The organism is Thermosynechococcus sp. Uc (assembly GCF_029335995.1).
Taxonomy (GTDB): domain Bacteria; phylum Cyanobacteriota; class Cyanobacteriia; order Thermosynechococcales; family Thermosynechococcaceae; genus Thermosynechococcus.
The window spans coordinates 39,557-53,947 of the sequence record NZ_JARJMS020000088.1 but is presented as its reverse complement, the minus strand read 5'-3'; the positions used below and the strand labels follow the sequence as shown (position 1 = coordinate 53,947).

Sequence of the window (14,391 nt, the reverse complement as noted above, 5' to 3'; positions counted from 1 at the left end):
GCCTGCTGTCCACTAGGCAACAACTTACTGCGTTCCTCTTCAGTGAGATTGAACTTGTCGGCAAGGGCCTCTATGGTCTCTCGAAGCGAGTGTTCTTGTCCATCACTGGCGAACTCGAGTAAGGGCAGCATTATGGACTGGAAATCTGGAATGGGCATATCTACTTTCTCTTCTGTACGCCGATAAAGATATTCTAGACGCAGTCCTCGTCGGGGTCTTCAGGGTTCATGACATCCCTTTTCTCAGTCAATCAAGGCAAGAATTCACTGAAGAGCCTAGCAACGAGAAGGCTTCCACAACTCGACGCCATCTCGCTTATCCACCTGCTGTAGAAGCACCTTGACGGCTTCATCGCGAGCCGTAGGCAGAACTTTGCCGGTAAAGTCGGGATGAATCGGCAATTCTCGGTGTCCGCGATCAATGAGTACCAATAGCCAAATGGCACTGGGGCGACCGTAGTCATGGACGGCATTGAGGGCAGAGCGAATCGTGCGGCCACTAAAGATAACATCGTCCACCAAGACCACAATCCGCTTAGAAAGATCAACTGGAATCAGAGTCTGCTGGGGTGTGCGCGGGCCGATGCGATCCAAGTCATCGCGATAAAACGTAATATCCAACTCACCAATGGGCAGGCTCAGCCTTTCCAATTGTGCAATTTGTTGCCCTAGGAGCTTGGCGAGGGGAACTCCACGGGTATGAATACCCAACAACACCAATTTGTCGAGGGCATCGCGAGCCTTTTCCACCACTTGGGAGGCTAAGCGCGTTACGGTGCGCCGCAGATCATCAGCACTTAAAATTTCAATGACTTCACCAGCCATGGCCGTCACGGTAGGGAATTTACAAATTTTAGCGAAATTCCCGCAAAAAGAGACCCTACGCCAAGCGGGTAGGGTCAAAGACGCAGTTAGGAGGTATCTTGCTTCCCTACGATACTGCCGATCTTTTGGGGGAGCTAAAGCTTTTACCAATTCTTTAGATTTGGCGCAATTAACTGTTACGATACATGAGAAACTGTTATTTATAATATCAAATTCTCAGTAGAAATCTAGTTTGGGCGGTTTCAAGCGTCTTCAATCCTTAAAAGACTGTGGGTGGCTTGCTCCTCTGTCCCTCGACTACCCTAAGAGCTAGGCAAGAGTTCTTTAATTTAAATATTGGGCAATGACCAGCACTCCGTTTCGCATTCATGCTCCCTTTGAACCCACCGGTGATCAACCCCAAGCAATTCAAAAACTGGTTGCAGGGGTTCAGGCGGGCTATCGCTTCCAAACGCTGCTAGGGGCAACGGGTACGGGCAAAACCCACACGATTGCCCGCGTCATCGAGGCCGTTGGCCGCCCCACCCTTGTCCTTGCCCACAACAAAACCCTAGCGGCGCAACTGTGCAACGAACTGCGCTCCTTCTTTCCAGAAAATGCAGTTGAGTACTTTATCTCCTACTACGACTACTACCAGCCTGAAGCCTACATTCCTGTTACCGACACCTACATTGAAAAAAGTGCTTCGATTAACGAAGAGATTGATATGTTGCGCCACTCTGCCACTCGCTCCCTTTTTGAACGGCGGGATGTCATTGTGGTTGCCTCGATTAGTTGCATTTATGGTCTAGGAATTCCAGCGGAGTACCTAAAAGCAGCCATTCTTCTAGAAGTGGGTTGTGAAACGGATCTGCGGCAACTCCTGCGGCAATTAGCCACGATTCAATACACTCGCAATGATGTGGAATTGGGACGGGGGCGTTTTCGGGTCAAAGGGGATGTTTTAGAGATTGGTCCGGCCTATGAAGATCGCATTATTCGCGTCGAGTTTTTTGGCGATGAAATTGAAGCCATCCGCTATGTAGATCCGCTCACGGGGGAAACATTGCAGAGTGTAGAACGGCTGAATATTTACCCTGCCAAACACTTTGTCACCCCTGCTGAGCGTCTTGAAGCCGCCTGTAAAGCCATTGAGGCCGAGCTGGAAGCGCGAGTTGCCCAGCTAGAGGCAGAGAATAAGCTCCTAGAGGCGCAAAGACTTAGCCAACGCACCCGCTATGACTTGGAAATGTTGCGGCAGGTGGGTTACTGCAATGGGGTCGAGAATTACTCGCGTCACTTGGCAGGCCGGGCAGCGGGGGAACCGCCGGAGTGTTTGATTGATTACTTTCCTGAGGATTGGCTACTGGTGGTGGATGAATCCCACGTTACAGTGCCCCAGATTCGCGGCATGTATAATGGCGACCAAGCCCGCAAAAAAGTCTTAATTGACCATGGCTTTCGACTGCCCAGCGCGGCAGATAATCGCCCCCTCAAGGCGGAGGAATTTTGGCAGAAGGTTAACCAGTGTATCTTTGTGTCGGCAACACCGGGCGATTGGGAATTAGCGGTATCGCAAGGGCAAGTGGTGGAGCAAATTATTCGCCCCACAGGGGTTGTAGATCCACAAATTTTTGTCCGCCCGACCCAAGGACAGGTGGATGATTTATATGGGGAAATCCGCTTGCGCTGCGATCGCCAGGAACGAGTGCTGGTAACTACCCTCACCAAACGCATGGCGGAGGATCTGACAGAATACCTACAGGAGCGGGGAGTGCGGGTGCGCTACTTGCACTCAGAAATCAATGCCATAGAGCGAATTGAAATTCTCGAAGCCCTGCGCCAAGGGGACTTTGACGTGCTGGTGGGGGTCAATCTGCTGCGGGAGGGGCTAGATCTGCCGGAAGTTTCCTTGGTGGCCATTTTAGATGCTGACAAGGAAGGGTTTTTGCGGGCAGAGCGATCGCTCATTCAAACGATTGGCCGCGCAGCCCGCCATGTGCGAGGACAGGCCATTCTCTATGCCGACACTCTCACCGAAAGTATGCAAAAAGCCATCCAAGAAACGGAGCGGCGTCGCGCCATTCAACTGGCCTATAACCAAGCCCACGGCATCACCCCCCAGCCCATTGTCAAGAAAACCAGCAACGCCATTTTGGCCTTTTTGGAGGTTTCCCGCCGTCTGAATGCCGAGGCGGTGCCGGTATTGTCTTCCCAAACGCTACAGGAACTTAGCCTAGAGGACATTCCCCAACTTATCCAAGACCTAGAGGCAAAAATGAAGACAGCTGCTCAAGAGTTGGCCTTTGAAGAGGCTGCTCGCTATCGCGATCAAATTAAGCGTCTGCGCGATCGCTTGCTGGGCCACTCCTAGAATTATGAACTTTTGTAATAGTTCGCAACAGTCCGTAAAGGGGAGCAAAGGGGGGGAAACCCGCCCATGGTAAGCTAAGTACGATTTTAGATCCGCGCATTTTGGCTGGCCTTCGGGTTGACGCTAGTTTTACCAGTTCTAGGAGTAAGAAAAACTTATGCGTGATGCCGTCACCACACTGATTAAAAACTATGACTCCACCGGTCGCTACCTCGATCGCGATGCTGTTGACCGTTTGCGCTCTTACTTTAATTCCGGTGCGGCGCGGGTTAAAGCGGCGGCGGTGATCAATAGCGATGCCGCAGCCATTGTTAAGGAGGCTGCTGCTACCCTTTTCACGGAGCAGCCGGAACTGATTCAACCCGGCGGCAATGCCTACACCACCCGCCGCTATGCCACCTGTTTGCGGGATATGGACTACTACCTGCGCTATGCTACCTATGCTATTGTGGCTGGAGATGTCGATGTCCTCAATGAGCGTGTTCTTGAAGGTCTGCGGGAAACTTACAACTCCCTTGGGGTGCCTATTGGTCCAACGGTGCGTGGCATTCAAATTATGAAAGAGATTGTGCGCGATCGCGTCGCTGCCGCTGGCATTGAAGACACCAACATTGTTGAACAGCCCTTTGACTATATGTGCCGCCAACTGAGTGAAGTGAATATTTAGGTTGGCTAAGGCAGAAGACTCTGCAACAATAGAGGGCGGTAGCAGCGGCGATCGCCCCTTTTTTGTTTTGTGCAGCAACTATGAAAATCCGCATTGGCAATGGTTACGACATCCATCAATTGGTTCCAGAGCGACCGCTGATTTTAGGTGGTGTCAAACTAGAACACTCCCTAGGACTTTTGGGACATAGTGATGCCGATGTCCTGACCCATGCAATTATGGACGCCCTCTTGGGTGCCCTCAGCCTTGGCGATATTGGCCATTACTTTCCTCCCGGTGATCCGCAGTGGGCAGGGGCAGATAGTCAAGTCCTATTGGCAAAAGTGGCGGCACTGATTGCAGAACAGGGCTGGCAAGTGGGCAATATTGATGCGGTAGTCGTGGCAGAGCGTCCCAAACTCAAGCCCTACCTTGACCGCATGCGCGATCGCCTGGCAATGACTCTTGGCATTGATCGTGACCAGATTAGTATTAAAGCCACCACCAATGAAAAACTAGGACCTGTGGGGCGGGAAGAGGGGATTGCTGCCTATGCGGTCGCCCTACTCCAATCGGCAGCCTAGGATGAGTCATTACCTGACATAGAGACTGTGGTGAAAATCCGTTTGCTCGCACTGGCTTTCCTCTAAATTGGCATGGCGAAAGTTTGCCCAGCAACAGGTCGCCCGCTTGAGGTTGGCACGAACAAAAAGGGCGTGGGCAAAGTACCCCCGAGTCAATCCCGCATCGGCTAAGTTGGCTCCATAAAAGTTGCAGCGATAGGCCTGAACCCCCTCAAGGGAAGCCTGCACCAGTTGAGCAAAGCGGAGTGTAGCTTCGTTGAGACTCGCTCCCATGAGCAGGGCAAAGGAAAAGTCACTGGCAGCGGCCTGGGCATGGCTGAGGTCGGCTTCACACCAATTGCTGTGGCGACAATCTGCCTGCTCAAGGGTAACCCAAGAGAAATCGGCATAGCTAAACCGGGCGTGCTGTAGATTGGCCAGCTGAAAATTTGCCCGCTGGGCAGTGGCGCGATCGCCCACCGTTTTCAAAAACAACGCGCCGCGACAATCAGCATCATTGAGGTTGGCGGCTGTTAAATCTGCCTGATAAAGGTTGGCAAAGCGTAAATCTCCATGGGCAAGGTTCACTTCCCGCAGGCAGGCACGGCTAAGGTTACATCCCCGCAAATCGTAGCCCCGCAGATCCATGCCCGTCAAATTCATGTCACTTAAATCTACAGTAAGCTGAGGATAGGTTTGCCGCCACTGGTTCCAGAGGTGTTGCCCCCCCCGCAGGCGATCGCTGACTACCTGAGTTGAGTGCCTTTTGATCATCATTCTTGCCTCGAGATTCTTCACATTTCGTTATCGTGACGCGAAATTTGATAGAATTCAATCTATGTAGCTTTATCGCTGACGAAAGGAGAGTGGGTTTGAAACAGGCAACCCTACATCAGCTTAAGGTTTTTGAGGTCACTGCTCGCCACGGAAGTTTTACTCGTGCTGCTGAGGAACTCTTTCTGACGCAGCCCACCGTCTCGATCCAAATGAAGCAGTTGACCCGTGCCGTTGGTATGCCCCTCTTTGAGCAAGTGGGCAAACGGCTCTATCTCACTGAAGCTGGCAAAGAACTGTTGGCCACCTGTCAAGACATTTTTGAGCGGCTTGAGCGGTTTGAAATGGCCATTGCTAACCTCAAAGGTCTAAAGCAGGGACACTTGCGGCTGTGTGTGATTACCACGGCCAAATATGTGATTCCTCGATTACTGGGTCCTTTTTGCCAGCGCTATCCTGGGATTGATGTCTCCCTCACGGTTACCAACCACGAACAGGTGGTGGAGCGCATCCGAGGCAATATGGATGATCTTTACATTCCTAGTTGCCCGCCAGAGAATGTGGATGTGGAATGCCATCCCTTTCTAGACAACCCCCTAGTGGTGGTTGCCCCCAGTCACCATCGCCTCAGTGGCCGCAGTAAAATTCCAATTCAAGAGTTGGCAGGAGAACCCTTTATTATGCGGGAGCAGGGGTCGGGCACCCGTCAAGCGGTGGAGAAACTCTTCGCAGAGCACGGTGTGCCCATCAATATCCGTCTTGAATTGGGGAGCAACGAATCCATTAAGCAGGCGATCGCCGGTGGTTTGGGAATTTCTGTGCTTTCCCATCACTGTTTGGCTCTTGACCGTGAGTCCAGCCAGTTGACTATTCTCGATGTGGAACACTTCCCAATTCAGCGGCACTGGCATCTGGTTTATCCTGCGGGCAAGCAACTGTCGGTGGTGGCTCAAGCCTTTTTTGAATATGTCTCAACTGAGGGGCGAGAGATGATTGAATCCAGCCTCACCTACCCCAGTGGAGCGGCTCCTGCCAAGGAACTCAACCCTGTCTAGCATGGTCAAGCTGCAATTTCTCGCCCTTCCCGATCCGCCAATCGCAGCAGCGCACAGTCTTTTGTTGCTCCATGGCTGGGGTGCCAATGCCGCAGATTTAATTTCCCTGGGGTCATTGCTGGCGCCCCAAGCCCAAACCTATGCGGCGGAAGCCCCCTTTCCCCATCCCTACGTTGCCCAAGGACGGATGTGGTATGACCTCAATCAGCACGATGCCCTCAGCGGCTCATTATTGTTAGATGAGCGGGCAACAGATTTAGCCACCAGTGAAGCTGCACTGCGGGAGTGGATTGCCAGCTTGCCCATTGATCTAAGCCGCACAATTTTAGGGGGATTCTCCCAAGGGGGAGCACTGACATTGGCCGTGGGCTTAACATTGCCGTTGGCGGGGTTAGTGGTCTTTAGTGGCTATGTGGTGCGCCCGCCAGTGGTGACTACCACCGCACCACCGGTGCTAATGATCCATGGCACAGCGGATCCTATAGTGCCCTTTGCCAGTGCCCAAGCCAGTTGGCAGGCACTGCAAGCAGCAGGTGTCAAGGGAGTGTTTCATGCCCTGCCCATGGCCCATGAAATTAATGACACAGCAATAGCGATCGCCCGCCGGTTTATCGAAAATGCCCTTTCTCAAATCAACTCAAACTAACAAACTAAGTAACCCATAGCCGAGTAGGGCGCTGCCAATTGGAACTGTGAGATTATCAATTCCCCGCCAAGCAATCAATTCCAAGAGGGTAGCCCCCAGACCCAGCAAGGGGGCAATCCAGAGCAAATCCAAAGCAGCAACAGGAGTGAGAGATAAAGCGGCGACGAGGGTACTCACCGAGAACATTGTCAGCGTTCCTTCCCAGCTTTTACCCGTTCGCAGTAAAGGATGTCGTCCCCAATGAATCCCCACAAGGGCAGCTAGGCCATCTCCCCAAGCCATCACTAAAATTCCCAGAACTGCAAGTTCCGGCAGCCTGTCCCAAAAGAGCGCCATCAATGTGCCAATACTCACGGCATAAAAAAACGTGCCCCAGCTTTGTCGCCCCACCCCGCTAATACTGGGAAAAATAGGCACCCAATGGGAAAGAAGTGTAATCACACTGGCGATCGCTGCGGCCACAATGCCCCAACTCGTGGGAACCCCTAGGACGTAGGCAATGAGGATAACTTGACCGGCACCGATGTGAACCACTTTCCGTGACCATTCTTTGGCATTGGGAAACCCAGCGTGAATGAGTTCTGCTATGACCAGCACTAAGCCCAGCCAACCTGTGACCAAAATACCTGCCCAGAACATTCTCATTGCTCTCCTCAGTTAGCGGTGGCCTTTTGCTTTGCGTGCTGGGCAAAAAACTGTGTCACAATTTCCAGAATGCGATCGCTCGCCTGACCATCGCCAAAGGGATTAATTGCCGTTGCCATACGCTTGTAAGCTTCTGAATCCGTGAGCAGCTCAATTGCTGCCGCTGCAATTGTATCCGCAGACGTGCCCACCAGTTTGGCGGTGCCAGCGGCAACGGCTTCCGGCCGTTCAGTGGTTTCTCGCAAGACCAGTACGGGTTTACCGAGGCTAGGTGCCTCCTCTTGCAGGCCACCGGAATCCGTAAGCAGAAGAGTTGATCCCTTAATCGCGGCCACGAGGGCAGGATAGTCCAGCGGCTCGGTGAGAAAAACGCGAGGATGGTGCTCTAAATAGCGCTTAAGGGGTTCACGCACGGTGGGATTGCGGTGTAGAGGCAATAGCAAGGCAGTATCGGGAACGGCGTCCAAAATCTTCAGGAAACCATTGGCAATATCCTCAAGGGGGGCACCCCAGTTTTCACGGCGGTGAACAGTGGCCAACAGGACTCGGTACATTTGCCAGTCTAGGCCGGGGACATCACACACAGGCTGGCGATCGACCACCTGTAGGAGGGCATCAATGACAGTATTCCCTGTCCAGTGAATTGTACCTGTGACCCCGGCGGCCTGAAGATTCTTGACGGCTTGCTCGGTAGGCGCAAAATGTAACTGCGCCAATTGGGAAATGAGACGGCGGTTGGCCTCTTCTGGATAGGGATTATAGAGGTCATCAGTGCGCAAGCCCGCTTCCACGTGACCGACGGGGATCTGCTGATAAAAGGCGGCAAGGGTAGCGGCAAAGGCCGTTGTCGTATCCCCCTGTACCAACACAAGGCAGGGCAGGAGTTCTTGATAAAGTTGCTCGAGGCCTTGGAGAGCACGACAGGTAATTTCGGTCAGGGTTTGCTTTGGTTGCATAATTGCTAAGTCGCGATCAACCCGCAGGTCAAACAGCGCCATTACCTGATCCACCATTTCGCGGTGCTGCCCAGTGAGAACAACGTAGGGTTCAAACAGGGGCGATCGCTGGAAAGCTTGAATGACCGGTGCCAATTTGATTGCCTCCGGGCGTGTACCCAACGTAATACAGATTGGGATGGGGGAAGCAACCATAGCCACCTAGATGCTGAGAACAATCATTCTTAGTGTAAACGGAAGCAAGTGTGCCGTCCCTATGAAAAGAACTGTATGTTAATAATAGAAAGGAATGCACCGCCATTGCGCTCGCTGAGGTGGCCATGATTGAAATGACTGTTGCTGGAATTGCCCTTGATGCCACTAACCATCGCACGCCAATTGTGTTGCTCAAAGACGGTGCTGGACGGCGAGCACTGCCCATTTGGATTGGAGACAATGAGGCGCGGGCAATTTTAATGGCCTTGGAAAATCAACGGGCACCGCGACCAATGACCCATGATCTGATGGCGAATATTCTCAACGAATGGAATATGACCCTAGAGCGGGTGGTGATTCACTCCCTCGAAGACAACACCTACTATGCAGTGCTGACGCTGCGTCAAGGGGAAACGCGCAAGGAAATTGATGCTCGTCCCAGTGATGCCATTGCCCTTGCGCTGCGCTGTGATTGTCCGATTTGGGTAATGGAAGCAGTGGTTGCCGATGCTTCGATTCCCGTGGATCGCGATGCGGATGAGGAAGAACGCCAAGCCTTTCGCCGCTTTCTAGATTCGATTCGACCCGAAGATTTTATTCAGCAGGGACGGGGAATGGAGGAGGATTCCTCCGCAGGCTAGAATGCACTACCGCCGCTTTGGTCGCACGGGGCTAAATCTATCAGTATTTTCCCTCGGAACGATGCGTGCCTTGGGCAGTCCTGAGGTGATGCAGGCGGTCATTGAGGGAGCGATCGCCCACGGCATTAACCACATTGAAACCGCTGCCGCCTACGGTGCCAGTGAAGCCTATATTGGTCGTGCCCTCAAGGCGCTAGGTCAGCCTGCTGTTTTTATCACCACCAAATTACTGCCCCAAGGGGATGCGGATCAGGTACAGCGGCAAATTGATCAATCCCTTGAGCGTCTCCAAGTCTCACGGTTAGACGGTGTTGCCCTGCATGGGCTCAATACCCCTGAGCATCTCGCATGGCTAACTAGTGGCGGAATGGCAATGCTGCGGCAATTGCAAGCAAAGGGGGTGATTGGTGCTCTGGGGTTTTCGAGTCATGGCTCGTTGTCTGTAATTTTGCAGGCAATCGCCAGCAACCAGTTCGACTTTGTGAATCTGCATTACACCTACTTTCAACAGCGCAATGCTCCGGCGATCGCTGCTGCCGCGGAGCGGGAGATGGGGATTTTCATCATCTCCCCTGCAGATAAAGGGGGGAAACTCTACCAGCCTTCCCCCCGCCTCCAAGACCTCTGCGCGCCCTTTCATCCCCTTCACTGGAGCTATCGTTGGTTGCTCAGCCAACCTGCCATCACCACCTTGAGCATTGGACCTGCCACTGTTGCCGAGTTGGCTTTTCCCCTAGCCGTGGCCGATCAGGTGGGACCCCTTAGCGCTGAAGAGCAAGCCGTCGGCGATCGCCTGCAAGCAGTGATGCAGGAAACCCTAGGCTGCGATTTGTGTCAACAATGTTATGCCTGTCTGCCCTGTCCAGAGGAGATTCACATCCCCGAGGTATTGCGGCTTCGCAACTTGGCTGTCGCCTACGAGATGACTGAATTTGGTAAGTATCGTTATGGCATGTTTGGCCGTGCCGGCCATTGGTTTCCCGGCCAACCTGCGGATCATTGCACTGAATGTGGAGAGTGTTTGCCGCGCTGTCCCAGTGGCTTGGAGATTCCTCGGCTACTGCGGGAAACCCATGAGCAGTTGCAAGGTCCCTCGCGATCGCGCCTTTGGCAGGATGTTTAATTTAATCCAGATCAGAAAAGGGTGTATCTAGACCGCCAGAGCCGCCTTCTCCATCACTGTTAACAATTCCTGCCATAGCTTTTGGGTCACCGGACCTGGACAGGTTGGTAAAACCACATTGTCTATTTGGCGAATTGGCATAAGCAGGCGCACCGAGGAACTGAGAAAACCCTCACTGGCTGTTGCTAGATCCTGTGGGGTGAGAATCACTTCGCGATGGGGCATGCCCAAGTCTGCAACGATCTTTAACAGCATTGCTCGCGTAATTCCGTGGAGTATGCCAACAGTGGTGGGCGGTGTCTCGACTACCCCCTCACGGACAATCCAGAGGTTACTGGTTGTGGCCTCGGTGATCTGCCCTTGGGCATTGAGAAGAAGGGCGTCCTCAAAACCGCTCTGCTGCGCCTCCAATAGCGCCAAGATATTGTTGAGGTAATTGCCTGTTTTGGCTGCAGGATTAAGGGCAGCAATGCTCGTGCGTTGTCGCTTAGCAATAGTGAGGCGAATTCCCTGTTCACTCAAGGTGGGTTCGGGGTCAATCGCCATCAGCACAATTAATAACCTTGGTTGGGTGCTCGCTTCTGGCAATAGCCCAATACGGCGATCGCCCCCACGAGTCACAACAATACGGATGTAGTACTCTCCCGGGGGAGCAGCGGCTAAGGTGCGCTGGACTTCTTGGGTAATGTACTCATCGGACCACGGCACACTCATGTAGAGATAGGCGGCCGAGGCTCGCAACCGGGCCAGGTGCTCTGGCAGGGCAAAGGGAATCCCGCGGTAGGTACGAATCACTTCATAAATACTATCGCCGTAGAGAAACCCACGATCAAAAACAGAAATCGTGGCCTCTGGCGTAATCACTCCATCCAAATTACACAGTCGCACCCGCCGTCTCCCCTAGGGTTGGCGTTCCACTTCGGCTTTCATGCGCTCAAGGGTTTGGTACATTTGATCAAACATAGCTTGGGGAGACATGCCAAACTGGCTGAGTTGCGTTTCCAGTTGTTTGATTGTCATCTGCGCCATAAAGTCATCGGACAACTCAAACCGCTTCATAAAAATACGGTAGCGATCCATGAGTTCTTCCATCTTTTCGATGTAAATTTTTTTCCCTTCGCGGTCAAACTTGCCGTACTCGGAGCCAAGCTGCATCAATTCCTGGTAGTCCTGAAACAGGCGTTGCGCTTCCTGTTGAACAATTTCCGAATCAAAGAATCCCATATGACTTTGCCCGATACAGCAACAACCAAAATGCCAACCGTTGACCGTTTGGTTTGTTATTTAGTTGCATTCTATCAAAGGCACTTCAGGCAGGGGTAAGAGGGAAAACCGATCCTTTACTCAGGATTTGTGCCCAAGCGATTGCCGCCAGAAAACTCTGGGGGTCTGCCACCCCTGTGCCGGCAATATCAAAGGCCGTACCGTGATCTGGAGACGTACGAATAAAAGGCAGGCCAATTGTGGTGTTTACTGCTTCGCGAAAGGCCAGCATCTTCACAGGAATTAAGCCCTGATCGTGATAGAGAGCGAAGTAAGCATCGTAGGCAGGGGTCGAGGAAGGGCGCCCCCACCATGCATCGGCAGCCCCAATCCAGAGGGTATCGGGGGGAACAGGGCCAATGAGTTCAACTTGGGGATACTGCTGCTGAGCTGCCGCAAGCCATGGAATCAGCCAAGCCACTTCCTCTTGGCCTAAGTGTCCCTGCTCACCGCTGTGGGGATTCAAGCCAGCAATAGCAATGCGAGGCCGCTGCAGATGCCGCTGCTCCCTTAGAAACTGCACAAGAAGTGCCAGTTTTTCATTGAGCCGTTCGGGGGTCAGTGCTGTGGGAACGTCTTGCAGCGGAATGTGGGTAGTCGCGAGTAAAGTGGTCAGTACCCAGTTCGTTACGGGCGATCGCCCCAAGAACACCATTCCTACATTGGCAGTTCCTGTAAAGTGAGCCAGCACTTCCGTTTGACCAGGAAAAGCATAGCCTGCCGCCTGCCAACTCGCCTTAGAAATGGGTGCAGTAACAATGCCTGCTACGTCACCGGCGATCGCCCGCTGGATCGCTGTTTCTAGGTAAGCAAAGCTGGCGGCTCCACTGACGATACTGGGTTGCCCCGGCACAATTGCCTCCTCCAGGGGATGCTCCCAAATCTGAAGTTGAGCCGGATCAAGGGTCACCTGTCCCTGCTGACGTAGGCGAGTGTACGTGTCCTGCAAGACCTGCTGTGTACCTGAAATAAAAAGCTGCCCTAACATTTCTGAGGGCAGATGAGCGAGGGCTTTCAGGAGAATTTCTGGGCCAATGCCCGCTGGATCCCCAAGGGTCAGGGCAAGGGACATCCTAAGCTTCTTGGAGAATTGGCTCAGCCGTATCTTCGTCCGTAGCTGCGGGAATGTCTTCCACCACTTCCTCAGTGGCCTCTGCGGTAGCCTGCTGCTGTTGTTGCAGGAGTTGCTGACGATAGCGCTCGGCCATCTCTTCAGCCTTTTCATAGACCAACTGCGGATTTTTCACCATGTCACCGGGCTCTGGCTCCAGTTGCTTGGTGGATAGGGAAATCCGACCCCGCTCGGCATCTAGGTCAATGATCATCACTTTGACTTGGTCATTGACATTGAACACACTATGGGGGGTATCAATGTGATCGTGGGAAATTTCGGAAATGTGCAGCAAACCACTGACGCCACCAATGTCAATGAAAGCACCGTAGGGCTTGATTCCGCGTACAGTTCCGACCACAACCTCGCCCACTTCTAGTTTGTTCATCTTGCGTTCGACAAGGGCACGGCGGTGGCTCAGTACGAGGCGGTTGCGCTCTTCATCCACTTCTAAAAACTTCAGCGGTAGTTCTTCACCCACCAGCTCTTCTTTGTTCACGCGGGTGCTGATGTGGGAACCGGGAATAAAACCCCGCAGCCCTTCAATGCGCACAAGGGCACCGCCGCGGTTGGTGGCAAAGACCTGAGAACGCACGGTGGCATCTTCAGCTTGTAGCTGGCGAACGCGCTCCCATGCCCGCATGTACTCAATGCGGCGAATCGAGAGGGTAAGCTGCCCTTCTTCGTTTTCATCCGCCAAGATAAAGAATTCGCGGGTTTCATTGGGTTGCAGTACTTCTTCCGGACTGTCAATCCGGTTAATAGACATTTCTTGAATCGGGAGGTAGGCAGCGGTTTTTGCACCGATGTCAATCAGGGCACCCTTTGGCTCAATGCTAAAGACGGTGCCGGCAACAATATCGCCGGGGTTGAAGTGGTAATCGTACCGGTCCAGTAAGGCTGCAAAATCAGCATGCGTAAAGCCCACGTCTAACGTTTTTTCCTGATTGACCATGCGAGTGTTTTCCTAGCTCCTTTAACGAAAATGGGGGTGTATAGTGAGTTATCAAGCGGGCAGAAGTGGGTGCCATACGCAATCATACCAGCGATCGCTCGAACACTTTCTGACTGGATCTACAATATTAGCCTAGAGTTTGCCTATTGGCTAGCAGGATCGATAAAATTTTTGCCAAGGGTCAAGATAAATGTTAAGTTTTGTGTGCTACTGAGGCTCTGGCATGGCGCGACTCAACCGCCGACAGGTAAAGCAATTTTGGCAGGAATTTCGTGAATTTGCCCTGAAGGGCAATGCAATTGATTTAGCGATCGCGGTGGTCGTAGGTGGTGCCTTCGGCCGCATTATCACTTCTGTCGTCGAAGACTTGATAATGCCTCTCATTAATCCGCTGATCCCAGGGGGAGATTGGCGGGAACTCACAGTGGGTTCAGGGATTCGGATCGGTAAGTTTTTAGGCAGCTTACTCGATTTTGGCGTGATTGCCCTCAGCCTGTTTATTCTCCTGAAGCTGATTTTGCCCCTAGGACCCAAGAAGTCCCCTGCACTTGAACAACGGCAGTGTCCCTACTGCTTGGAGTCTGTGCCCCTGAAAGCCACCCGTTGCCGTGCCTGTACCTCGGAACTGCCACCCCTTTAGG

At 52.8% G+C, this 14,391-nt stretch carries 17 protein-coding genes; 8 read left to right on the top strand and 9 right to left on the bottom strand.

The window, feature by feature from the left end:
- Nucleotides 1-158 (bottom strand): winged helix-turn-helix domain-containing protein (locus P3X23_RS12025; protein ID WP_367186592.1); only part of this gene is annotated, 158 nt, incomplete at its 3' end.
- 117 nt (nucleotides 159-275) lie between these two features.
- Entirely contained in the window at nucleotides 276-824 is a 549-nt protein-coding gene (gene pyrR / locus P3X23_RS09735) for a bifunctional pyr operon transcriptional regulator/uracil phosphoribosyltransferase PyrR (protein ID WP_300876041.1), read from the bottom strand.
- Between the two features lie 343 nt (nucleotides 825-1,167).
- Here pyrR and uvrB point away from each other — a divergent pair, with 343 nt between their 5' ends.
- The 3 genes from uvrB to ispF all read left to right on the top strand — a co-directional run bounded on the left by uvrB (nucleotide 1,168) and on the right by ispF (nucleotide 4,407).
- A complete protein-coding gene (gene uvrB / locus P3X23_RS09730) occupies nucleotides 1,168-3,177 on the top strand; it encodes an excinuclease ABC subunit UvrB (protein WP_300876035.1) in 2,010 nt (669 codons plus the stop codon).
- A gap of 157 nt (nucleotides 3,178-3,334) precedes the next feature.
- On the top strand, nucleotides 3,335-3,844 hold the full coding sequence (apcB, locus tag P3X23_RS09725) for an allophycocyanin subunit beta (protein ID WP_300876032.1): 510 nt from the start codon (nucleotides 3,335-3,337) through the stop codon (nucleotides 3,842-3,844).
- 80 nt (nucleotides 3,845-3,924) lie between these two features.
- Nucleotides 3,925-4,407, top strand: coding sequence for a 2-C-methyl-D-erythritol 2,4-cyclodiphosphate synthase (gene ispF / locus P3X23_RS09720; protein WP_300876029.1), 483 nt, complete (start codon nucleotides 3,925-3,927; stop codon nucleotides 4,405-4,407).
- Between the two features lie 9 nt (nucleotides 4,408-4,416).
- Here the strand turns inward: ispF and P3X23_RS09715 are convergent, their stop codons facing one another.
- Nucleotides 4,417-5,160: a pentapeptide repeat-containing protein gene (locus P3X23_RS09715; RefSeq protein ID WP_300876026.1), complete on the bottom strand. Its 744-nt coding sequence runs from the start codon at nucleotides 5,158-5,160 to the stop codon at nucleotides 4,417-4,419.
- Nucleotides 5,161-5,258: 98 nt separating this feature from the next.
- On the opposite strand from P3X23_RS09715, the gene P3X23_RS09710 reads away from it, so the two are divergent.
- Nucleotides 5,259-6,215, top strand: coding sequence for a LysR family transcriptional regulator (locus P3X23_RS09710; protein WP_300876023.1), 957 nt, complete (start codon nucleotides 5,259-5,261; stop codon nucleotides 6,213-6,215).
- Between the two features lies 1 nt (nucleotide 6,216).
- Nucleotides 6,217-6,861: a dienelactone hydrolase family protein gene (locus P3X23_RS09705; protein ID WP_300876020.1), complete on the top strand. Its 645-nt coding sequence runs from the start codon at nucleotides 6,217-6,219 to the stop codon at nucleotides 6,859-6,861.
- Here the strand turns inward: P3X23_RS09705 and P3X23_RS09700 are convergent.
- The gene (locus P3X23_RS09700) at nucleotides 6,853-7,500 is read right to left on the bottom strand and encodes a diacylglycerol/polyprenol kinase family protein (RefSeq protein ID WP_300876018.1); all 648 of its coding nucleotides are present in this window, start codon (nucleotides 7,498-7,500) and stop codon (nucleotides 6,853-6,855) included. The genes P3X23_RS09705 and P3X23_RS09700 overlap by 9 nt on opposite strands.
- Nucleotides 7,501-7,514: 14 nt before the next feature.
- Nucleotides 7,515-8,657: a non-hydrolyzing UDP-N-acetylglucosamine 2-epimerase gene (gene wecB, locus P3X23_RS09695; RefSeq protein WP_300876016.1), complete on the bottom strand. Its 1,143-nt coding sequence runs from the start codon at nucleotides 8,655-8,657 to the stop codon at nucleotides 7,515-7,517.
- A gap of 125 nt (nucleotides 8,658-8,782) precedes the next feature.
- Here wecB and P3X23_RS09690 point away from each other — a divergent pair, with 125 nt between their 5' ends.
- Together P3X23_RS09690 and P3X23_RS09685 are read left to right on the top strand one after the other, a co-directional pair.
- Nucleotides 8,783-9,298 carry a bifunctional nuclease family protein gene (locus tag P3X23_RS09690; RefSeq protein ID WP_300876013.1) on the top strand — a complete coding sequence of 172 codons (516 nt, stop codon included), beginning with the start codon at nucleotides 8,783-8,785 and terminating at the stop codon, nucleotides 9,296-9,298.
- A gap of 1 nt (nucleotide 9,299) precedes the next feature.
- A complete protein-coding gene (locus P3X23_RS09685) occupies nucleotides 9,300-10,421 on the top strand; it encodes an aldo/keto reductase (protein ID WP_300876010.1) in 1,122 nt (373 codons plus the stop codon).
- A 27-nt stretch (nucleotides 10,422-10,448) separates the two neighbouring features.
- Here P3X23_RS09685 and P3X23_RS09680 read toward each other — a convergent pair whose 3' ends face one another.
- The 4 genes from P3X23_RS09680 to P3X23_RS09665 form a co-directional block, all read right to left on the bottom strand.
- Nucleotides 10,449-11,309, bottom strand: a complete 861-nt coding sequence (locus P3X23_RS09680; protein ID WP_300876008.1) for an aminotransferase class IV — start codon at nucleotides 11,307-11,309, stop codon at nucleotides 10,449-10,451.
- 12 nt (nucleotides 11,310-11,321) lie between these two features.
- Nucleotides 11,322-11,645, bottom strand: a complete 324-nt coding sequence (locus P3X23_RS09675; protein WP_300876006.1) for a DUF1825 family protein — start codon at nucleotides 11,643-11,645, stop codon at nucleotides 11,322-11,324.
- 85 nt (nucleotides 11,646-11,730) lie between these two features.
- Nucleotides 11,731-12,756, bottom strand: a complete 1,026-nt coding sequence (gene pdxA, locus P3X23_RS09670; protein WP_300876003.1) for a 4-hydroxythreonine-4-phosphate dehydrogenase PdxA — start codon at nucleotides 12,754-12,756, stop codon at nucleotides 11,731-11,733.
- A 1-nt stretch (nucleotide 12,757) separates the two neighbouring features.
- Nucleotides 12,758-13,750, bottom strand: coding sequence for a 30S ribosomal protein S1 (locus tag P3X23_RS09665; RefSeq protein ID WP_300876000.1), 993 nt, complete (start codon nucleotides 13,748-13,750; stop codon nucleotides 12,758-12,760).
- 223 nt (nucleotides 13,751-13,973) lie between these two features.
- Here P3X23_RS09665 and mscL point away from each other — a divergent pair, with 223 nt between their 5' ends.
- Complete coding sequence (gene mscL / locus P3X23_RS09660; RefSeq protein WP_300875998.1) at nucleotides 13,974-14,390, top strand: large conductance mechanosensitive channel protein MscL; 417 nt, start codon at nucleotides 13,974-13,976, stop codon at nucleotides 14,388-14,390.
- The last annotated feature ends 1 nt before the right edge of the window (nucleotide 14,391 follow it).